Below are 18,729 nucleotides of genomic sequence, written 5' to 3'. Positions count from 1 at the left end.
AAAAGAAATTACCGCTGCATAATACTGGCAATGATTGCAGATATTTTTAGCCCAGCAAGTCCACCGTATCAAGCAGCTTTGCATATTCACCCTGCAGATTGCTGAGCGCGTGTACGTGGACTTCTTCTGCAGTCTGCGGCTTGCCATGCAAATCCAGCCTGTCGAAACTGAAGCAGGCGTCTGCCACCACCGTGGTAGTAAAACCCAGATTGCCTGCACTGCGGACTGTTGCCTCGACAGACATATTGGTGCTGACACCAACAATCACCAGCTCTTTGATGCCACGCACATGCAACCAGCGTTCCAGCCCCGTATTGACAAAGGCATCCGTCACATTTTTTTCGACGACATGCTCGCTGGCCAGTGGCAGCAAATTTTCTTGAAATTCATTGCCTGGCTGGCCCGGCCAGAATACCGAAGTGGGTGAGCGCGACATATGCCGGACATGCACAATCGGTCTGCCTGCCGCGCGCCATGCGAGCAGCAACTGGCGTATATTCTCTTCTGCACCCGGATTATTCCTGCGTCCGGATTTGGGATCAGCCATGCCGCGTTGCATGTCAATGATGATGAGTGCCGTGTCTTGTTTTTGCATATTTATCCGTTCATGTATCCACTACGTAAGGCCATGACCCAGTCTTCACGCCCTCGCGCAGCTGCAAGTTCTGCCATGTGCTGATATGCGTAAGGGACATTAATCAGGCTGGCAGCCCAGCCTTGCTGCGTCTTTTCTATGATGGCATAACGCGCATCCGGCGCACCCGATTCAATCTTGTGCGGGTAAGGGTAATCATACTCGTAGGCCGGGTGACCGACGCTGCCAGGATTGACGATAAGCTGGCCCTCAGCGGTACGTACACTGCGTGCGACATGACTATGACCACAAGCTATCACAGCGGCAGTTTGCTGCCCCAGCCTTTCTTTGATTTCTGGCGCCGTAGCATTCCTGTCTGCCACTTGCAGCAAGGTCGTCGTGTCGCTGCCGGGTGTGCCGTGACACAGCAAGACTTCTTCATTCAGTCGCAGCACTGGTTTCAGGCTGGCGATCCATGCCTTTTGTTCTGCGGTGATTTGCTGGTGTGCATAAGTATCGCCAGAACCCGAGCGCTCATTCAATTCCAGAATCTGGCGCTCGTGATTACCGGCCAGATGTATCCAGCCAGCTTGCGCCATCAAAAAATCCGCCGTCTCTTTTGGCAATAAGGGACCGGACAGGCTGTCGCCCAGATTGACTACCTGATCTACACCACGCTGTCGCAGGTCGGCTGTCACTGCCTCCAGTGCGGCCAAATTACCGTGGATGTCTGAAATCACTGCAATGCGCATGGCTGCTTACTCCGCTATATCTGCTTGTGAAAGAAAGTAGTCCCACAAAATTCACCATCAGGCATCAGGGCGTAGTTGGGTACAACACCTACCTTCTGCCAGCCAGCTCGTTCGTACAGGCGTTCGGCATCGCCACCAGTGACGGTATCCAATACCAACACAGTCTTGCCCGCAGACACGGCAGCTTTTTCAACTGCCGCCATCAAGGCTTGTGCGATGCCACGGCGGCGACCCTTCCTGTGCACCAACATCTTGGCCACATCGGCGCGGTGCGGCTGATTGTCTGGCATGGCAGTAATCAATTGTACCGTGCCTATGATTTCGCCGTTGTCATCCCTGGCGACCAGCAAAATGCGCTCCTTGCGCGCGACGCTGTCAGCGACACCCTGCCAGAATTGCAGCGCACGCTCACGTGGCAAAGGCCACATGAAACTGACGGATGCACCGCCAGCGACGCAGTCTGTCAATACATCGGCCAATGCGGCTACACTGGCCTGCGCTTCTGCTGTATCGAGAATCTGGATTTGCACTTGCCCGGACATGATTTACTCCCTGCGTAAAATTAGACTGAGAATGTTATTTGCAAAGCGCAACAAGGTAGCGCGCCGTGACTTTTCCAGGATTATGGAAAGCAATCGGCTTATCCAGTGCCATCGCAAGACAATCGCCAGTGTGCAAATCCCAGGCTTGCTCACCCACATGCAGGCGCATCTCGCCCGCCAGTATCCAGACTTGCTGCTGTATATCAACATCACGATGGAAACTGTCATAGCGCACGGTTTGCCCCGCCGGGAATTCAACTTCCACGAGTTGCAAGGGAGAGGGCAGGCCAGGGGATAGATTGCGGCGCATATAGCCAGAGGCAGGATCAGTCCAGCATACCTGCCCGGCCAGACGCGAGACTGGTGAAGCCACCACAGCAGGCGTACTGTCTTCAAACAGTGAAGCCAGCGTCACCCCCAAGCCCACGGCCAGCTTGTCGAGCGCAGCAGCAGTGGGGCTGCTCTCACCTCTCTCTATGAGGGAAATGTTCGAACGACTGACGCCACTGCGCTTGGCCAGTGCATCCAGCGACAGCTTTTGTTGATCGCGCAGCTCGCGCACCCGGCGGGCAATAATCGAATTGATATCCATAATTTCCATTATATAGGATATTTAAATCCTGTAAACTGGAATTATTTCTATTGCCTCGTCTACACCTGGTAAAACCTCAGGCTCGCGTCAGTTGCCTGATAGCCGCCACCAGCTTGTCCAGGTCATCCAGACTGGTATACAAATGCGGTGTCACCCTGACGATGTCCTGCCCATCCAGGTCGCGCGTCACAGTGAATATCTTGTGCTCGCGCATGAGGTAGTCGACAATCGCATGACCTGAGTTGCCAGCAATGCCAAAGCCGGCGATCGCGCAGGAGCGTTGCGGATCAGTCGGGGTCATGATGCGTACATCGGGCAAGTCGCGCACCTGATTGACCCAGTATTGCGTCAGGTAACGCAAGCGCGCTTCCTTGTTGGCTGAACCTATGGATTCATGAAACTTTAGTGCATCCAATACGGTCAGGATATTCGCTGGTGGTACCGTGCCGACTTGCGTGAATTTGAAAATCTCATTGTCGGCAAACTTGGCATTGCCAAACAGTGGTGCAATATCAGCCACCCGGTTCTTGCGTATATACAGCATGCCCACACCCAGTGGCACACCCAGCCATTTGTGCAAGTTCACCGCGACAAAGTCTGCCCCCAGCTCAGTCATGCGGTAGTTCAGATGAGCAAAGGAATGCGCAGCGTCAACCATGACATCCACACCATGACGCCTGGCCATGGCAGTAATCTTGGCGACCGGCATGATCTGCCCCGTCCTGTGTACGATGTGAGTGACCAGTATCAGTTTGGTTTTAGGTGTGATCACCTGCTCATACCGGGCCACAATGTCTTCATCACTGACAGGGTCAAGTGGCAATTGCAAATGTCGCAGTTGTATCTGCTTGCGTTGTTCCAGCATCAGCAGGGTATCGATGACGAGATCGTAATCATGGGTAGCAAGGATGACTTCATCACCTGCTTGCAGAGGATAACCTTGCAGCAGGATATTCATGCCCTCGATGAGATTGCGGGTCAGTACCAGTTCGCCTTCATCAACTCCACAAAAATCCTTCAGTGCCTGCATGATTTGTACAAACAGAGGCGCGTAACGCACCCGCAGGAAATACGAAGTCTCGGCATTCACCTGCGCCTGATAGCGTTGGAAAGCCTCAAACACAGGCCGCGCCTGCACTCCGAAATAGCCGTTTTCCAGATTGATGAAATCTGATGAGACGCTGTATTGATCACGAATTTCTGACCAGTAGACTTCGTCATCTGCTGCAATGTGATGCAAATTATTAGACAAAACAAAACTCCTTTTGATCAGTGCACAGTAAGCATATTAACGAATGATATACCTTCATTGACATACGGGCTTTATGTAGAGATATGTGTAGAGATCAAAAGTTCCTGGAACAGCTCAGCAACCTGCATTGAATTTGTCGGTAACACTGGTGCTGTTATCCGGCAGCAGGAACTTGTTGGCGTATTCGCCATCGCTCCAGCGATTATCCGACCAGCAGTTGCCGTTCTTGCGGTAATTCGCAAATTTGGGGCCGCGATAAATGGCCGGAGAATAATCGGGATCAGACCCGTCTACCCATGACCAGCGGTTGCCAGTGACCTTCATGTTTGTGGTGGGTACATTCATGGGCGCATGCAGGCCTATGCCACCACCCTTACCTATAACGATATAGTTGTTCTCGATCAAAACCTTGTTGTAGCCAGTGGAGCCATTCTGTGCACCATCGGAATACATGGCGATCAGGCCAGACTGGGTGTCGTTATGCTCACCATTCCATTGCAGGTGATTGCGGGCGATGGTGAGCCCGGATTGCCCGCCCCAGGTCTGGATGCCATCCACATGATCACCCGTATTGCCTGGGTCAACCGCGATCCAGGACTCGGTGATGATGACATTGTTGCTGTAGACATTCTCCAGCCCGCTATGCGGAAAATAGCAACGGTGGCAGATGCTCAATGCGGGCTGCCGGCCATCCTTGGCACCGACGGTGTTGAAGGCGCTGAGCTCGCTGTACAAGGCGGCACCGCCTCCAGTGCTGCCTTTAGGATGGTTCAGCAACAGGCTGCCCTTGCTGCCGCGCAGTACCAGCCAGCCGGAATTCACTACCACTTCACCAAGCAGATTCACACCCTGCAGCACCACCGTACCGGCCGGGAAACTATAACCATCAATCACCTCGGCACCAGGGCCGACGATGCGGGCATGATCACCCCAGCCATTGAGCGGTGTGCCGGAGAAAGTGCCGCCGGGTACCTCTGCAAAACTGCTGATGGCAATCCCGGCTGGCCCGACCATATCGGTGGTCAATTGCATGCCGTGAGTGATCGTGCCACTGGCAGGCAAGACCGCCAAGCCGTGGGGCGCCGGGGGTACGGTCATAGCGGCTGGTGCCGCTGCTGGCGCTCTGCTTTCTTCTCCCCCACCACAGCCCAACAAAGCAAGCGTAAAAGCCATAGCCAAGGCAATATTGCGTGACGTACCTGAGTACGTATACGAAGTCTTGAGATAGGTATTCATCATATCGGGATTTTGCTTATTCATAGTGAATCGGCGTTGCTGCGCATATCAATGCATTTTTTGCTGCTATCAAGTATCAATGGAACTACCCGTGGCTCACCCGTCGCATTAAATAGCTGAGAATTTTTGTAGCGACCACTGATGCGTGTAGTGACAAGAATCCAGATAAAACGGGCAATCACACCTATGAGGCCACGCTGCGCTGGCTTTGGATCACCCAACGCTGAGTCCGTGCTCAAAAGCGCGATCTTTGTTCCAAAATCTTGAGCAATCCTGGCTTGATCAAGAGCTACATGAATCAGGCCTATGAACGACACCTTGTGATTAGCCATGGTGTTACCTATTGGACTGTTGCAGCATGAGGCATACCAGCGGATCATGCCTGTTTCGCTAAGACGCATAGCAGCAAGCTTGTCTACGCCTTGCGAAAAGCGCAGGCGTGGCTGCGCCACTTGCACAATCTCAGTCCCGCCTTGCTCATCGAGCACTTCATCAGCTTTGCCAAGAAAATGCGCAAAAGCACGACAGTCCTTGCAATAGCAGATGAGTCGATTGTGAACTCCTGTCCCTTCAAGCTGGCCGCGCAGCGTGCCGCACTTGCATTGAATTGCATGCATCATGCATTACTCCTTGGGTAATATGTAGGGGCCCTTAACTTCACCCCAGCCCCACTTTGGCATGGCAGCGTTTTCATCCACCGTGGCACCCGCTTGAGAATTGATGACTGCCAGCCGCGAACCCCACTCCAGATAAGCAACCAGAGCGGAGCGGAATTCTGGATCATCAGGCATGCCCAGTTCATCAGCCGTCTCCAGCAACAAGCCTACCCAGCGTCGCCGCTGTTCTTGTGTCAGGTGACGATTGAGATGTTGCTTGACCATATGCGGATGGCCGCCGTACCGCTCTGAGTAAGCCGCTGGACCACCGAGCACTTCGCCAAGGAATACGGCAACGTGCGCTGGATGATCTGCTCCCATATGCGCGAAGACCGGGCCAAGCAATTCATCGGCCTTGACGTGCAAATAGAAACGAGTGGTCAGCCGGTTCAGCGCCTCAATGCCACCGAGCCAGTCGTATAAGCTGGGAGTATTTTGAGTTGTCATGCAATGCCTCGCTTGTCCTTTGATAAGACGACTGAGGTCAGCGCATAGTGCTGCATTTCCTCAATTTGATTGATGTATGGTTTGATAGCAGCAAGAAAACTGGCGAACTCAGGCCCGCGCCGGAAACCCGTCAAATGACCATCAATCGAATCCCACTCTATGCGCAGGATGTAGCGGTCTTGCTCTTCAGCGCAGCGCGAGAGTTCATAGCCCAGACAGTTTGGTGAAGCGTTGAGCGATGAGGCGGCGGTTTGATAGGCAGCCTCGAAATCAGCCGCAATATTTTCCCCTGATTGTGCCGGGCTTTCGGTGAGTTTGTAGCGTATGTATTCAACGATCATGTTTTCTCCAAGTGTGTGTTCTGGATCTTGCATAATTCAAATATCAGCATCTCTTCAGCAAAGCTGTCGTCAAGATGACGGGCTGGCCAGCGCTGCGCCGAAAGATTACCATGGTGATCAAAACCCCGCTTAACAGTGCCATATCGAGAAACAGTGTCATGAATCAGGGATTGATAACTAGAACTCATTTCATCACCAGGATGGAAAAGGCAAAGAAGAAGCCTCTCATAAGCCCGCAACCAAGGGCCAGGATGAACGCCAGGGAATTACACATGCTGTTCATTTCATGCTTGCGAGTTTTCGTTCCAGACACCACTCAGCGCGGTGGTGCGCACATACTCGCCAAAGTCACGCGGTGACCGCCCCAGTGCGCGGCTCACGCCATCTGTCACTGACTCATTACGGCCATCAAGCACCTCGGAGAAAAGATAGTTGATGAGCTTGATCGTATCGCCATCAAGCTGTGCCTGTTCGAGCGCACTGGTGTAGTCGGTGCTGGAAACCGGCATGAAATCTATCGTCCGCCCGGTAGAACGTGCGATCTCGGCGATTGCCTCCTTGAAGGTCCATAAACGTGGCCCGGTCAATTCGTAGAGTTGCCCGATGTGACTGTCTTCGGTCAGCGCGGCGACGGCAATATCGGCAATGTCATCAACATCAATGAATGGCTCACCAATATCAGCAACAGGTAAAGCCACTTCGCCTGCAAGTATCGGCTCCAGAAAGTGTCCTTCGCTAAAATTCTGTGCGAACCAGCTGGCGCGCAGCACTGTCCATTCAAGACCCGAATTGCGCACTATGTCTTCGCACTGTTTTGCCTCTGGTTCACCGCGACCCGACAGCAAGACCAGACGACGCACGCCCAGGCTGGCTGCCAGATCAGTAAATGCCTGTATCGCTTCTGGCGCCCCCGGAACGGCCAGATCAGGATAGAAGCTGACATATGCTGCCCCGACACCCTGAAGTGCTGTTGTCCATGTGCGGCGGTCAGTCCAGTCAAATGGCGTTGCACCGGACCGCGAACCCAGACGCAGCGGCAGATTGCGTTCAGCCAGACGCGCTGCTACCCGCTGTCCTGTTTTGCCGGTGCTGCCGATGACGAGTATGGTTTGAGTGGACATCTGTCGCTCCTTTAAGTTGGTGTCACACTGGCTGGTGACGATGGTGCTATTATCCGGCGGGTATGCAATACAGACTATGTCTGAACGTCTCGCTTTCATGCTCATTTGTCCAGTTGAATAAACAAAGTGCTTTTGCTTGCCTTACATGAAAACCATGATCAGTCTCCTGCCCAGGGATGACCCTGTCGGCGAAGCGCTGCATTTCTTGCGCATGAGTGGAACCTTTTATTGCCGTTCTGAATTCACTGCGCCCTGGGCGATGGAACTGCCTGCCTTCAAGGATAGTCTGATGTTTCATGTCGTCACGGCAGGTCAGTGTTTTCTGGAAGTAGACGGCAGTGATGCTTGTCTGCTCAAACCTGGTGACCTTGCCCTGGTGCCACATGGTGCCGGGCACATACTCACCAGTGAACCAGGTGTGCCTGCCACCAAGCTGTTCGATATGCCGCGCCGGGCTATCAGTAATTCCTACGAAACGATCAGTCATGGTGAAGGTGGAGCGACCACCAGTATGATTTGCGCACTGGTGCATTTCGATCATCCGGCAGCGCAGCAACTCATACGGCTATTACCAAAACTTATTCACATCGACACCTGGAAATCATCCGAGATGGAGTGGATACAAAGCACGCTACGCTTCATTGCTGCCGAAGCGCAGCAATTGAACCCGGGCGGCGAAACAGTGATCACGCGGCTGGCCGATATCCTCGTCATTCAAACCATACGAGCCTGGATTGCACGCGATCCGGCAGCACAAACCGGGTGGCTGGGCGCACTGCGCGACAAACAGATTGGCCAGGCAATAGTCATGATACATCGCGAACCGGGACGTAGCTGGACAGTGGCCGACCTGGCCAGCGCCGTGGCGATGTCACGCTCGGCTTTTTCTGCGCGCTTCACGCAACTGGTCGGTGAACCAGTCATGCAATACGCCATGCGCTGGAAAATGCAGACAGCCTTGACGCAGCTGCGTGAATCCAGAGTCCCGGTCGCCGTGCTGGCAAGCCAGCTAGGCTATGATTCCGAGGCAGCATTCAGCCGGGCGTTCAAGCGTGTGCTCGGTATCTCTCCGGGGGCGGCAAGGAAAAATACGGTGGACAATGATCTGATGCTGGAAGCTTGAGCATTGCCAGGAAAATCTGTCATCTGTTGGTCATAAATGAGCAATTCGCGCCAGAAGCTGCGTGCTTCTTGCATTCTGCGTATAGCTCCTCTAGCATGGCATGGTTAACTTTTAAGCACGCGCCATGTCTGCACTGCCTGAACTGAATGAACTGGAACGCATCATCGCCCTTGGCCGCGGACAGCTGGAGGTGGAGGTGCTGTGTCAAGTCGCCGTCAAGCACAAGCAATTTCCGGTGTATAAACTGGCACTCGGCAATCCCGATACCAGCCTGCCGGCCATAGGTTTTTTTGGTGGCATACATGGGCTGGAACGCATAGGCACGCAAGTCTTGCTGACTTTCATGCGCGGCCTGCTGACACGACTGTCATGGGACAAGAGCCTGCAGCATATGCTGCAGGATGTGCGTCTGGTGTTCATGCCACTCATTAATCCCGGTGGCATGTGGCAGGCGACACGCTGTAATCCCAGTGGCGTCGATCTGATGCGCAATGCACCAATAGAAGCGAATGACAAAGTCCCCTTCCTGCTTGGTGGCCACCGCTATAGCCCACGTCTGCCCTGGTACCGCGGTGTGGCCGGTGCCGAAATGGAAGCGGAGAATCAGGCGCTGTGCCGTACCGTGCAGCAAGAGTTATTGTCACGCCCATTCAGCATGGCGATAGATTGCCATTCCGGTTTTGGCTTGCGTGACCGCGTCTGGTTCCCGCATGCGCACAGCGTGCATCCTATCGATCATCTGGCCGACATACTGGCGCTGGAAGAATTGTTCCAGCAAACCCATCCCAATCATTCTTATCTGTTTGAGCCACAAAGCCTGCAATACCGTACCCATGGTGATATCTGGGATTATCTTTACCTGCAGGCTAAGCAAGATCGTAGCAAAACCTTTCTGCCGTTGACGCTGGAAATGGGTTCCTGGTTATGGGTCAAGAAAAATCCGCGCCAGCTATTCTCACGGCATGGCATGTTCAACCCGGTGGCAGAACACCGCTTGCACCGCGTCTTGCGCAGACATAACTCCTGGCTGGATTTCCTGATGCGGGCAACATGTGGTCATGCACAATGGCTGGCGCAAGGCCCTACCCGCCTGCGTCTGCAAGAACGCGCCGTGGCACGCTGGTACAGGCCATGACAACCTGGGTATTATTGCGTGGCCTCATGCGTGAGAGCAGACACTGGGGAGATTTTCCCGCACGCTTCCAGCAAGCAACGGGGGCTGAGCGCGTGCTGTGCCTGGACTTTCCTGGCAATGGGCAATTGCATGCTGAGCATAGCCTGACTACGGTAGCAGCAATGGCAGAGCATTGTCATCAACAATTGCAGGTACATGGCGTAGCAGAACCTGTGCATGTGCTGGCGGTTTCACTGGGGGCGATGGTGGCACTGGCCTGGGCTGATAAATACCCTGGTGATATGCAGCGCATGGTGCTGATTAACACCAGCGTGGCGCCGCATAATCCTTTTTATCACAGGCTGAGACCGGTAAATTATCCTGCCCTGGTTACCACCATGTTATTTGGCTCAAGTACGCAGCGTGAACAATTGATTTTGCGTATCACCAGCAATTTGCAAATGGCGGAGCAAGCGAAAGAAATCATCACGCGCTGGACTGCGTATGCGCAGGAATACCCTATCAGTGCTGACAATATCCTGCGGCAATTGCTGGCCGCCATGCGCTTTCGTGCGCCGTCTTATACGGGCAAAGTCCCGTTACTCTTGCTGGCGGGTGAACATGACAAACTGGTCAATGCAGACTGTTCACGCAAACTGGCAGGGCTGTGGGATTGCCGGCTACACCTGCATCCAGCGGCAGGCCATGATCTGCCGCTGGATGATGCGGGCTGGGTGATAGAGCAAGTATTGAACTGGCAGGTGGACACTAATTCTGCGCCAGTTCTGCAATCAGAAAATCGATCAAGACCCTGACGCGCAACGGCAGGTGACGGTCACGCGGGTAGAGTAATGAGAATGGCCGCGTACGCCCTTTGAATTCCTGCAGCACCTCGACCATGCGGCCCGAACGCAAGTCCTCTTCGACCATGAAGCGCGAAGATTGCATCAATCCTGCGCCATTTTTTGCGAGGGTGATGATGCCCAGCAAATCTTCTGAGCAGGTGAGCCCACCTCTGGTAGGCCAGTCTATGTCCTCACCATCGCGTCTGAATATCCAGACTATATTTTGTCCGGCACTGGGCAAGACAAATTGCAGGCACTCATGCCTGTCCAGGTCTTCCAGCGTGGTTGGCACGCCAAAACGCTGCAGATATTCTGGTGTGGCACAGACTACAATCTCGGTATCTTCGAGTCGGCGCGCAATCATGCCTGAATCCGGTGGGTTACGGCCACGTATCACCAGGTCAAAGCCATCGGCAGTCAGATCAACATTGCGGTTACTGAGTTGTAAATCCAGCCTGACCAGCGGATACATCTGGCGGAATTTTGCCAGCAAGGGCAACACCCGGTAATGCCCATAAGGTGTAGGCATGCTGATGCGTACCAGACCCGCTGGTTGCATCTGCTGGCCAGATACCTCACGCTCAGCTTCCACCAACTGGTTCAGCGCCTGACGGCATTGTACGAAATAGGCGCGTCCTGCTTCGGTCAGGCGTAACTGCCGCGTGGTGCATACAAACAGGCGCACGCCTATGCGCTCCTCCAGCCGGGCTATCGAACGGCTGACCGCTGCTGGCGTCAGTCCTGCTGCATTGGCTGCATCCTTGAAACTTTCCAGCTCGGCTGCCATACAAAACAATTCTATGCTGCCCAGTAATACATCCGCAAATTGTCGATTCACATTACACCATGTAATTTATAAAGTAACTTTTATCTAGTTTATCAACTATTTCGTTTGGCATAGTATGCCGTCACGCCCTGCTCATCATGGCAGTTCAGCCAGTCAACCTTTATCGAAAGCCCAAAACCATGAAACTTTATTTCTCCCCTGGTGCCTGCTCCTTATCCCCGCACATCATCCTGCGTGAAGCCGGTCTCGATTTCACCCTGCAAAAAGTCGATACCACTATTCACAAAACTGCAGATGGCCTGGACTTTTACAGCATCAACCCAAAAGGCCAGGTGCCTACTGTAGAACTAGATAATGGCGAGATACTGACCGAGGGCTCCATCATTGCCCAGTACATCGTCGAGCGTGCAGAAAACCGAACGCTGTTGCCCGCATCTGGCATGGCACGCTACCGCGTACTCGAATGGCAAAACTACATCACCTCGGAATTGCACAAATCCTTCGCCCCACTTTTTGATGCGGACATGCCTGTCGAGGGCAAAGCGCGCACAGCAGAGCTCTTGCGCAAGAAATTTGGCTGGGTTAATAGTCGACTGGAAGGCAAAACCTTCCTCACTGGTGATACCTTCACCGTGGCTGATGCTTATTTGTTCACCGTCAGCAACTGGAGCAAATATGTGAACCTGGACATCAGTGATTTTGCCCACCTGCAAAACTTCCTCGCCAGCGTCAAGGCCAGGCCACATGTGCAAGCCGCACTGAAAGCAGAAGGCCTGCCCTCCTGATATTATCAACAAAAAGAGCAAGCCATGCCCTATGTACACATACAGGTCACCCGCGAAAATGTCAGCGCTAAACAAAAAGCTGAACTGATCACCGGTGCCACTAATTTGCTGGTGCGCGTACTCAATAAAGACCCTGCCACGACTTTTGTCGTCATAGAAGAAGTGGATACAGATAATTGGGGAGTTGGCGGTATACCAGTCACGCAATTGCGTCAAAAGCAGCAAGCTTAGCAACACTAAATAATGCAGCAGTTCATCGCTGCTGCATACATCTCAAGAAAGGCAACAATGGAAACCGAATACCCCGACGTCATCGCCACGCTGAACCGGTATTTCGACGGTCTGTATCACAGTAACACCAGCATACTCGCCCAGGTATTTCACCCCGAAGCCCATTACTACTGCGCGACCGAAGGTCATTTACTGCACCTGGACATGCAGCAATATTTCCCGGTGGTTGACAAACGCCCTTCCCCCGCCAGCAAAAATGAAACACGCCGCGACCGCATTGTCTCCCTGGAAATGGCCGGCCCGGTAACCGCTTTCGCCCGCGTGGAATGCGCGATTGCCAACAAATTTTTCACTGATTTTTTAACGTTGGTGAAACTGGATGGCAGGTGGCAGATTGTGAGTAAGGTGTTTCATTTTGAATTGATGGATGTTTGAAAGATTTATTAAAAAATTACCTCTCGATGAGTCGTATTCGAGCAATATGAACCTGTGTCGTGTTGACGTTGCTTTTGATCTTGGTGTTGCTGTTGTTTTTGACCTTCGCAGTTCCCATGTGTCGACGCCGTTTGTGCGGTACATAAAATGGAAAAAGAAGGGCCGCTGTTTGAGCCGCAGGCGAGTTTCGGACCTTCCCATTTTTTGTACTGCACAAACGGGAACCCCCTTCAGGGGGCGACGACGCCTGGGTCGCCTTCTTTGGCATACCTTTCTTGGCGACGCAAGAAAGGTATGTAGCTGTCGGGCTACCCCCGACCGGCAATCGTGAATGACGTGTGCAGGCATTTAAAAATCAAATAGGTAGATCAATAAGAAGCGCAAGTTAATAAATTTCACGACATGCCAAGAACGCCGCTGGATTCCAGCCTACCCCACGCTGGAATGACGTTACTAACGGTTTAGATAATCGAAGACTCACAGCTCGACTAACTTCTAGAAAAATCGAGCTCATGCGCCAGCCTAGTGGACTGCTGCCAAACAAAATTACGTTACTAAGATTACCGCAATTTGTAGGAAAACCACCCGAGCAAATCCTGCTGCAAGATTTTTTAAACAATAAGTTGTACACTGTGCCACACCAGAGTCCACAACAAGACTCCAAGACAAGCTCCGCATAAAGGCGGGCTGAAGGAAAGGCCGTATTGAGTATCAAGAACAGACCAGAACCATACTGGCCTGCCGATTGAATTTCTTAGCCCCAACATCATGTCCGAATCCAATAGCTTGAGCAACGCTGCCAATAGCCTGCGCACCACGCCACCCCACATCATCCGCGAGCTGGAAAACGGCTTGCTCGCCAACGCCGCCCATACCTCACCCAAGTATTTCTATGATGCGGTAGGCTCGGTCTTGTTTGAAGCCATTTGCGTACTGCCAGAATATTATCCCACCCGCACTGAAGCAGAAATTTTTACCCAGCATATGGCGGACATGGCACAAAGCATAGGCACAGGCGGCAGCCTGATAGACCTGGGGGCTGGCAATTGCGCCAAAGCAGCACGCCTGTTCCCGGTCTTGCACCCTGACCAGTATGTGCCCATTGATATTTCTGTCCATCATTTACAGGATGCCGTTGGCAGGCTGCAGCAACGCTTCCCGCACATAGAAATGACGGCGCTGGGCCTGGACCTGGCGCAGGATTGGAAATTGCCCGCAGAAGTAAGGCGCGACCAGCGCTTGTTCTTTTACCCTGGCTCATCGATAGGAAATTTTGAGCCTGAAGAAGCGCTGGCATTTCTCTGTCATTTGCGCGCCGCGTGTGACCGCACTGGTGGCATACTGATAGGAGTAGACCTGATCAAGGACAAGTCCTTGCTGGATGCAGCTTATGCCGACAGCCTGGGTGTCACCTCTGCCTTTAACCTGAATCTGTTACGCCACATTAATCATTTGCTGCATACTGATTTTGATGTCAGCCAGTGGCAACATGAGGCATTCTTCAATACAGAAAAATCCCGCATAGAGATGCATTTGCGCGCCAGGGAAGATATCCAGGTCACCTGGCCGGGCGGGCAAAGAAATTTTATCAAGGGTGAACACATACACACGGAAAACAGTTATAAATACAGCATGCAGGGCTTTAATGCCTTGCTGGCCGACGCCGGCTTTTCCCATAGCTGTCACTGGACTGACAAAAATGAATGGTTCGCCATCATCCATGCCAAAGCTGCTTAACCCTATACGAGGGCAAACCATGCAGGAAGCAGGCATATTTGAACGCTGGCAAGAAATCCGGCTACGTTCAGTTGCTATCGCCGCACCCTTGTCTGCCGAAGACTGCATGGCCCAATCCATGCCTGACGCCAGCCCGATCAAATGGCATTTGGCGCATACGACATGGTTTTTTGAAACCTTCATACTTGAACAGTTTGAAACCGGCTTCCAGGCTTTTCACACCGACTTCAGGGTACTCTTCAATTCCTATTACAACGGTGTCGGTGACAAACACCCACGCCCGCAACGCGGCTTGCTGACGCGGCCATCATTGGACACAGTGCTTGCCTACAGGCGCAATGTGGATGAACGTATGCTGCGCTGCCAGGATAAACTCAGCGACACCCGCTTTGCATCCTTGCTGGAACTGGGCATGCAACATGAACAGCAACATCAGGAATTGATGCTGACCGATATCAAGCATCTGCTGTCATGCAACCCTTTGTTCCCGGCCATGTATCCCGCCACTGACGTGCTCAAACCCCTGCCAGTATCGCAAACCCTGAGCTGGCAAAATTATGATGCCTGCCTGTGTGGCATCGGTCATGAGGGTAAGAAGTTTTCCTTTGATAATGAAGGGCCGCGGCACCGCCAGTTTCTTGAGCCTTACCAGCTGGCGACACGTCTGATCAGCAATGCGGAGTACCTGGAATTCATAGAAGACGGCGGCTATCAAAACCCCGCCCTGTGGCTGGCCGAAGGTTGGGACTGGGTCCAGCAGCAAGACCTGCGGCACCCACTGTACTGGCGCTATGATTTCGAGAAGGACTGGCAGGAATTTGGCCTGTATGGCCTGTTGCCGCTGAACCCGCAACAGACCCTGGCCCATATCTCTTACTTCGAAGCCAGCGCCTTTGCGACTTGGGCTGGGGCACGCCTGCCCACAGAAGCTGAATGGGAATACGCAGCACAGCAACATGAACTGGAAGGCCAGCTGAGCCAGTTATTTGATCACGCCTGGCAATGGACCAGTAGCAGCTACAGCCCCTACCCCGGCTTTGTTCCGGCAGCAGGTGCGGTCGGTGAATACAATGGTAAATTCATGGTCAACCAATATGTCTTGCGCGGCTCTTCTGCCTTCACTCCAGCAGGCCATAGCCGTATCACTTACAGGAATTTTTTTCCGGCAACGGCACGCTGGCAATTGACGGGGCTGCGTCTGGCCCGTTCACTTATTGAGGAATAGTTCTATGCCTACCGCGAAATGGAAAGATGCAGTGATTGCCCAGGCCAGTGATGGCGAGATTGTGAAGCTCGAAGGCAATATCTATTTCCCCAGGAGCCGCGTTAATCCCGAACACTTGCGCGACAGTGACAAGCACACCGTTTGCCCTTGGAAAGGCACGGCCAGCTATTACGATGTCGTCGTCAATGGCGAAGTCAATGCCGATGCTGCCTGGTATTACCCTGAGCCCAAGGACGCCGCAAAAGAAATAAACGGCTACATAGCCTTCTGGCGCGGGGTAGAAGTCTTGCCCTGAAGATCAGGACAAGACTGATTCAATAAGACAAATTCAGCAAGCCTGCCTCAGGGAAAAGCCGGAATATGCGGCTCCACTCCACCATAACGAAAACCAGGATGTTTGCTGGCCATCATCTCTTCGGTCTGTTTTACTTTACTCAGCGGTACATCAACAATGAGTAAAACTTGCCCGGCTTCAATTTCACTTTCAAAAGCTTTCAGACGGGAGTTAGGTATGGCAGCAGCAGCCATGCCTGATACCCAGGAGCCAAATACGGCACCGCCAAATGCGGCGACCAGCAAGGCGATGGTACGCATCTCCAGACCTTCTGGCGGGAAAATCAGTAAAAGGCTACCTGCTAATAAACCGGTGGCAGCACCAACCACCATGCCCAGTTCCATGCCATGGATGAGATCGGTTTTTTGGAAAAAATTGGCTTCCGGCATATCATTGGGCAAACTGTCTTTTGCCAGGAAATGGATATATCTTTCCTCTATGCGTGCCAGCAATAACTCATCGAGCATGGCTCTGGCAGCAGGAATAGTGGGAAGCATGAAATAAAGACGACGGCGCATGATGGCCTCCTGTAAAAAATCTCAGGAGGCTGCAATGGGGAAATTATAGATGCAAGGCAAGAACAGGATGCAAAGCCTCCTGCTTAGTTATAGCAAAGATGAGCGAAAGGTCAAAACATATCACCCATTTCTCCCACCTTGCCCGCTTCCAACAATCAGGCCAGGCGTTTCGCGGCCAGTGCATTGCCAGCACGGCTGACTGCCTTGCGCCCCAGATGTGCAGAAATAAATTGCCCCGCATCAACCACAGCATTGAGGTCGATGCCAGTTTGTATACCCAGCCCCTGCATGAGGAAGAGCACATCTTCAGTCGATACATTGCCAGTCGCGCCTTTGGCATAGGGGCAGCCACCAAGACCGGCAACGGATGAATGGAAGATGGAAATGCCGACTTCGAGACTCGCGTAGATATTCGCCAGTGCTTGCCCATAGGTATCATGAAAATGACCGGACAAAGCGGCAACAGGAAAATCCTGTGCGACGCGCTGCATGACGTTTTGCACTTGCCTCGCGGTGCCCACACCTATGGTGTCAGCGATGTCGATTTCATCGCAACCAAGGTCACGCAGACGCTGCACTACATCCGAGACGCTATCAACGGCGACTTCACCCTGGTAAGGGCAACCGAAAGCGCAAGAGATACTGCCGCGCAAGCGTATCTTGTTTGCTTTTGCGGCTTCGGCCACTTCGCGGAAGCGTTCTATTGACTCTGCAATTGAGCAGTTGATGTTTTTTTGTGCAAAGGCTTCCGAGGCTGAACTGAAAATCACTACTTCATCCGCACCAGCTGCCAATGCCGCTTCAAAGCCTTTCATATTCGGCGTTAGCACAGAATAAATGACACCCGGCTTGCGCGTGATACCGGCCATGACTTCAGCCGAAGTAGCCATTTGCGGCACCCACTTGGGCGACACAAAAGAAGCTGCTTCTATGTTCACAAAGCCGGCCGCTGTCAGGCGGTTCACCAGATCTATCTTGACTTCGGCAGGGATACTTTCTTTTTCATTTTGCAAGCCATCACGCGGACCTACTTCGACGATTTTGACTTGCTTGGGTAGTGATGCATTCATTTTGTTTTTCCTTGGGCACCAGTAAAGGCAGGCGATAACATCATTTTACCTCCAAGCTAGCGAAAGCCTGAACCTCCCCCGTATTTCTACTTGTGCCAAAAACCAACTCAAACCACATGCAATACCGCAACGCCCAGTCTGGCGAAATACGGGTCCAGTCTCTCTGCCAGTTGCGGCAAGTTATAGCTGGGCACTTGCGGGTATAGATGATGTTCAAGATGATAAGAAAGATTGAACAACAAGGCCGGTATGATCTTGCCACGCAAGCTCCTGGCTTGTCCCAGTATGCGGCTATCAGGCTTGAAGTGCGGCAACCAGGCGGTTGTGACCGGATACAGGCAAGAGCCTATGTACATGAATACGCAATAAGCCAGCGGCGCAGCAGTCCAGGGCAAGACCAGTATGGCAATCACAATACCCAGGATGGCAGCGCACAGTTCGGTCAGCATCCAGCGCTTTTGTACCGGACTTTTAGCAAGCCGGTAGGCATGCAGCCAATGACGTGCAAGATAGGTAGGCCCGGCTTTCAGTGCGCCCAGCAAGCTCATGTGTGCGGGGCTGCCTTCAAAGTCATCATGCTCCAGGCAATGGCTATGGTGATGCAAATGCGCCTGCCGGAAGGCATGGCCACTTTCCAGCAACAAAATACTCATGGCAAACAAGACCCATTCTGTGCTGCGTGGCTTGAAACCAGCAGCACCGTGCAATACATCGTGGGTAAAAGTGACTGATACCAAAAAATGCAAGACGAAAACCAGCGGCAACAAGAGGTAATACTGCATGGAAAAAACCGTGGCATAGACAGCCAGGGTCAGTAGAGGTAGCACTGGCCAGATCAGGTGTTGCAATTTACTGGCATTCAACAAGTCCAGGCCAAGACTGCTCAGATTCGGCAAACCAGCTTGACGGCGGTTGAGCGGGCTTACGGCGATTTGCGTCTGGAGTAGGACTGCACTACCGCGGGCGACGTGAAATACCGTATCAGTCAGGATAACGCTATGGCTCATGTTCC

Annotated in this window: 23 protein-coding genes; 9 read left to right on the top strand and 14 right to left on the bottom strand. The window is 52.8% G+C overall.

Annotated features, from left to right (window positions below; translation table 11 throughout):
* Positions 1 to 46: 46 nt before the first annotated feature.
* The 10 genes from AC3WQT_RS26235 to AC3WQT_RS26190 form a co-directional block, all read right to left on the bottom strand.
* Positions 47 to 595, bottom strand: a complete 549-nt coding sequence (locus AC3WQT_RS26235) for a cysteine hydrolase family protein (RefSeq protein ID WP_492708553.1) — start codon at positions 593 to 595, stop codon at positions 47 to 49.
* A 2-nt stretch (positions 596 to 597) separates the two neighbouring features.
* On the bottom strand, positions 598 to 1,326 hold the full coding sequence (locus AC3WQT_RS26230; RefSeq protein ID WP_492708551.1) for a metallophosphoesterase family protein: 729 nt from the start codon (positions 1,324 to 1,326) through the stop codon (positions 598 to 600).
* Between the two features lie 14 nt (positions 1,327 to 1,340).
* Positions 1,341 to 1,868 (bottom strand): GNAT family N-acetyltransferase, encoded by a 528-nt coding sequence (locus AC3WQT_RS26225; RefSeq protein ID WP_492708549.1) that lies wholly within the window; start codon positions 1,866 to 1,868, stop codon positions 1,341 to 1,343.
* A gap of 34 nt (positions 1,869 to 1,902) precedes the next feature.
* Entirely contained in the window at positions 1,903 to 2,460 is a 558-nt protein-coding gene (locus AC3WQT_RS26220) for a helix-turn-helix domain-containing protein (RefSeq protein WP_492708547.1), read from the bottom strand.
* Between the two features lie 76 nt (positions 2,461 to 2,536).
* Positions 2,537 to 3,712, bottom strand: coding sequence for an aminotransferase class V-fold PLP-dependent enzyme (locus AC3WQT_RS26215; RefSeq protein WP_492708545.1), 1,176 nt, complete (start codon positions 3,710 to 3,712; stop codon positions 2,537 to 2,539).
* A 114-nt stretch (positions 3,713 to 3,826) separates the two neighbouring features.
* Positions 3,827 to 4,972 (bottom strand): hypothetical protein, encoded by a 1,146-nt coding sequence (locus tag AC3WQT_RS26210; RefSeq protein WP_492708543.1) that lies wholly within the window; start codon positions 4,970 to 4,972, stop codon positions 3,827 to 3,829.
* Complete coding sequence (locus AC3WQT_RS26205) at positions 4,969 to 5,568, bottom strand: DUF6151 family protein (RefSeq protein WP_492708541.1); 600 nt, start codon at positions 5,566 to 5,568, stop codon at positions 4,969 to 4,971. The genes AC3WQT_RS26210 and AC3WQT_RS26205 overlap by 4 nt, the downstream gene beginning before the upstream one ends.
* A gap of 3 nt (positions 5,569 to 5,571) precedes the next feature.
* Entirely contained in the window at positions 5,572 to 6,051 is a 480-nt protein-coding gene (locus AC3WQT_RS26200) for a group II truncated hemoglobin (protein ID WP_492708539.1), read from the bottom strand.
* On the bottom strand, positions 6,048 to 6,392 hold the full coding sequence (locus AC3WQT_RS26195; RefSeq protein ID WP_492708537.1) for an antibiotic biosynthesis monooxygenase family protein: 345 nt from the start codon (positions 6,390 to 6,392) through the stop codon (positions 6,048 to 6,050). Before AC3WQT_RS26195 ends, AC3WQT_RS26200 begins: the two co-directional genes overlap by 4 nt.
* A 284-nt stretch (positions 6,393 to 6,676) precedes the next feature.
* Entirely contained in the window at positions 6,677 to 7,513 is an 837-nt protein-coding gene (locus AC3WQT_RS26190) for an NAD(P)H-binding protein (protein WP_492708535.1), read from the bottom strand.
* A 154-nt stretch (positions 7,514 to 7,667) separates the two neighbouring features.
* Here AC3WQT_RS26190 and AC3WQT_RS26185 point away from each other — a divergent pair, with 154 nt between their 5' ends.
* From AC3WQT_RS26185 to AC3WQT_RS26175, 3 genes are all read left to right on the top strand, one after another.
* Positions 7,668 to 8,636 carry an AraC family transcriptional regulator gene (locus AC3WQT_RS26185; protein ID WP_492708533.1) on the top strand — a complete coding sequence of 323 codons (969 nt, stop codon included), beginning with the start codon at positions 7,668 to 7,670 and terminating at the stop codon, positions 8,634 to 8,636.
* Positions 8,637 to 8,760: 124 nt separating this feature from the next.
* On the top strand, positions 8,761 to 9,771 hold the full coding sequence (locus AC3WQT_RS26180) for a M14 family zinc carboxypeptidase (protein ID WP_492708531.1): 1,011 nt from the start codon (positions 8,761 to 8,763) through the stop codon (positions 9,769 to 9,771).
* Positions 9,768 to 10,565, top strand: a complete 798-nt coding sequence (locus AC3WQT_RS26175; RefSeq protein WP_492708529.1) for an alpha/beta fold hydrolase — start codon at positions 9,768 to 9,770, stop codon at positions 10,563 to 10,565. The genes AC3WQT_RS26180 and AC3WQT_RS26175 overlap by 4 nt, the downstream gene beginning before the upstream one ends.
* Here AC3WQT_RS26175 and AC3WQT_RS26170 read toward each other — a convergent pair.
* The gene (locus tag AC3WQT_RS26170; protein WP_492708527.1) at positions 10,519 to 11,433 is read right to left on the bottom strand and encodes a LysR family transcriptional regulator; all 915 of its coding nucleotides are present in this window, start codon (positions 11,431 to 11,433) and stop codon (positions 10,519 to 10,521) included. The two genes, AC3WQT_RS26175 and AC3WQT_RS26170, sit on opposite strands and share 47 nt — an antisense overlap.
* A gap of 128 nt (positions 11,434 to 11,561) precedes the next feature.
* Between AC3WQT_RS26170 and gstA the strand changes: the two genes are divergently transcribed.
* The 6 genes from gstA to AC3WQT_RS26140 all read left to right on the top strand — a co-directional run bounded on the left by gstA (position 11,562) and on the right by AC3WQT_RS26140 (position 16,090).
* Complete coding sequence (gstA, locus tag AC3WQT_RS26165; RefSeq protein WP_492708525.1) at positions 11,562 to 12,167, top strand: glutathione transferase GstA; 606 nt, start codon at positions 11,562 to 11,564, stop codon at positions 12,165 to 12,167.
* 24 nt (positions 12,168 to 12,191) lie between these two features.
* Positions 12,192 to 12,398 carry a tautomerase family protein gene (locus AC3WQT_RS26160; protein ID WP_492708523.1) on the top strand — a complete coding sequence of 69 codons (207 nt, stop codon included), beginning with the start codon at positions 12,192 to 12,194 and terminating at the stop codon, positions 12,396 to 12,398.
* Between the two features lie 57 nt (positions 12,399 to 12,455).
* A complete protein-coding gene (locus AC3WQT_RS26155; RefSeq protein ID WP_492708521.1) occupies positions 12,456 to 12,833 on the top strand; it encodes a nuclear transport factor 2 family protein in 378 nt (125 codons plus the stop codon).
* Between the two features lie 768 nt (positions 12,834 to 13,601).
* Positions 13,602 to 14,570 (top strand): L-histidine N(alpha)-methyltransferase, encoded by a 969-nt coding sequence (egtD, locus tag AC3WQT_RS26150; RefSeq protein ID WP_492708519.1) that lies wholly within the window; start codon positions 13,602 to 13,604, stop codon positions 14,568 to 14,570.
* Entirely contained in the window at positions 14,554 to 15,795 is a 1,242-nt protein-coding gene (egtB, locus tag AC3WQT_RS26145; RefSeq protein WP_492708517.1) for an ergothioneine biosynthesis protein EgtB, read from the top strand. The genes egtD and egtB overlap by 17 nt, the downstream gene beginning before the upstream one ends.
* 4 nt (positions 15,796 to 15,799) lie before the next feature.
* The gene (locus tag AC3WQT_RS26140; RefSeq protein WP_492708515.1) at positions 15,800 to 16,090 is read left to right on the top strand and encodes a DUF427 domain-containing protein; all 291 of its coding nucleotides are present in this window, start codon (positions 15,800 to 15,802) and stop codon (positions 16,088 to 16,090) included.
* 47 nt (positions 16,091 to 16,137) lie between these two features.
* Here the strand turns inward: AC3WQT_RS26140 and AC3WQT_RS26135 are convergent, their stop codons facing one another.
* The 3 genes from AC3WQT_RS26135 to AC3WQT_RS26125 form a co-directional block, all read right to left on the bottom strand.
* Entirely contained in the window at positions 16,138 to 16,647 is a 510-nt protein-coding gene (locus AC3WQT_RS26135; RefSeq protein ID WP_492708513.1) for a DUF1269 domain-containing protein, read from the bottom strand.
* Positions 16,648 to 16,802: 155 nt separating this feature from the next.
* Positions 16,803 to 17,717 (bottom strand): hydroxymethylglutaryl-CoA lyase, encoded by a 915-nt coding sequence (locus tag AC3WQT_RS26130; protein ID WP_492708511.1) that lies wholly within the window; start codon positions 17,715 to 17,717, stop codon positions 16,803 to 16,805.
* Between the two features lie 107 nt (positions 17,718 to 17,824).
* On the bottom strand, positions 17,825 to 18,724 hold the full coding sequence (locus AC3WQT_RS26125) for a fatty acid desaturase family protein (protein ID WP_492708509.1): 900 nt from the start codon (positions 18,722 to 18,724) through the stop codon (positions 17,825 to 17,827).
* Positions 18,725 to 18,729: the final 5 nt, after the last annotated feature.

This window comes from Undibacterium sp. FW305-107, assembly GCF_058788535.1.
This window is presented reverse-complemented; position numbering and strand designations above follow the sequence as displayed.

What these genes read in the sequence shown, in the direction of transcription:
- AC3WQT_RS26140 (WP_492708515.1), top strand. Translation starts at nt 15,800, where the DNA reads ATGCCTACCGCGAAATGGAAAGATGCAGTGATTGCCCAGGCCAGTGAT.
- AC3WQT_RS26230 (WP_492708551.1), bottom strand. Translation starts at nt 1,326, where the DNA reads ATGCGCATTGCAGTGATTTCAGACATCCACGGTAATTTGGCCGCACTG.
- AC3WQT_RS26195 (WP_492708537.1), bottom strand. Translation starts at nt 6,392, where the DNA reads ATGATCGTTGAATACATACGCTACAAACTCACCGAAAGCCCGGCACAA.
- AC3WQT_RS26125 (WP_492708509.1), bottom strand. Translation starts at nt 18,724, where the DNA reads ATGAGCCATAGCGTTATCCTGACTGATACGGTATTTCACGTCGCCCGC.
- egtB (WP_492708517.1), top strand. Translation starts at nt 14,554, where the DNA reads ATGCCAAAGCTGCTTAACCCTATACGAGGGCAAACCATGCAGGAAGCA.
- AC3WQT_RS26180 (WP_492708531.1), top strand. Translation starts at nt 8,761, where the DNA reads ATGTCTGCACTGCCTGAACTGAATGAACTGGAACGCATCATCGCCCTT.
- AC3WQT_RS26220 (WP_492708547.1), bottom strand. Translation starts at nt 2,460, where the DNA reads ATGGATATCAATTCGATTATTGCCCGCCGGGTGCGCGAGCTGCGCGAT.
- AC3WQT_RS26190 (WP_492708535.1), bottom strand. Translation starts at nt 7,513, where the DNA reads ATGTCCACTCAAACCATACTCGTCATCGGCAGCACCGGCAAAACAGGA.
- AC3WQT_RS26225 (WP_492708549.1), bottom strand. Translation starts at nt 1,868, where the DNA reads ATGTCCGGGCAAGTGCAAATCCAGATTCTCGATACAGCAGAAGCGCAG.
- AC3WQT_RS26210 (WP_492708543.1), bottom strand. Translation starts at nt 4,972, where the DNA reads ATGAATAAGCAAAATCCCGATATGATGAATACCTATCTCAAGACTTCG.
- AC3WQT_RS26155 (WP_492708521.1), top strand. Translation starts at nt 12,456, where the DNA reads ATGGAAACCGAATACCCCGACGTCATCGCCACGCTGAACCGGTATTTC.
- AC3WQT_RS26160 (WP_492708523.1), top strand. Translation starts at nt 12,192, where the DNA reads ATGCCCTATGTACACATACAGGTCACCCGCGAAAATGTCAGCGCTAAA.
- AC3WQT_RS26235 (WP_492708553.1), bottom strand. Translation starts at nt 595, where the DNA reads ATGCAAAAACAAGACACGGCACTCATCATCATTGACATGCAACGCGGC.
- AC3WQT_RS26175 (WP_492708529.1), top strand. Translation starts at nt 9,768, where the DNA reads ATGACAACCTGGGTATTATTGCGTGGCCTCATGCGTGAGAGCAGACAC.
- AC3WQT_RS26205 (WP_492708541.1), bottom strand. Translation starts at nt 5,568, where the DNA reads ATGATGCATGCAATTCAATGCAAGTGCGGCACGCTGCGCGGCCAGCTT.
- AC3WQT_RS26185 (WP_492708533.1), top strand. Translation starts at nt 7,668, where the DNA reads ATGATCAGTCTCCTGCCCAGGGATGACCCTGTCGGCGAAGCGCTGCAT.
- AC3WQT_RS26200 (WP_492708539.1), bottom strand. Translation starts at nt 6,051, where the DNA reads ATGACAACTCAAAATACTCCCAGCTTATACGACTGGCTCGGTGGCATT.
- AC3WQT_RS26130 (WP_492708511.1), bottom strand. Translation starts at nt 17,717, where the DNA reads ATGAATGCATCACTACCCAAGCAAGTCAAAATCGTCGAAGTAGGTCCG.
- AC3WQT_RS26135 (WP_492708513.1), bottom strand. Translation starts at nt 16,647, where the DNA reads ATGCGCCGTCGTCTTTATTTCATGCTTCCCACTATTCCTGCTGCCAGA.
- egtD (WP_492708519.1), top strand. Translation starts at nt 13,602, where the DNA reads ATGTCCGAATCCAATAGCTTGAGCAACGCTGCCAATAGCCTGCGCACC.
- gstA (WP_492708525.1), top strand. Translation starts at nt 11,562, where the DNA reads ATGAAACTTTATTTCTCCCCTGGTGCCTGCTCCTTATCCCCGCACATC.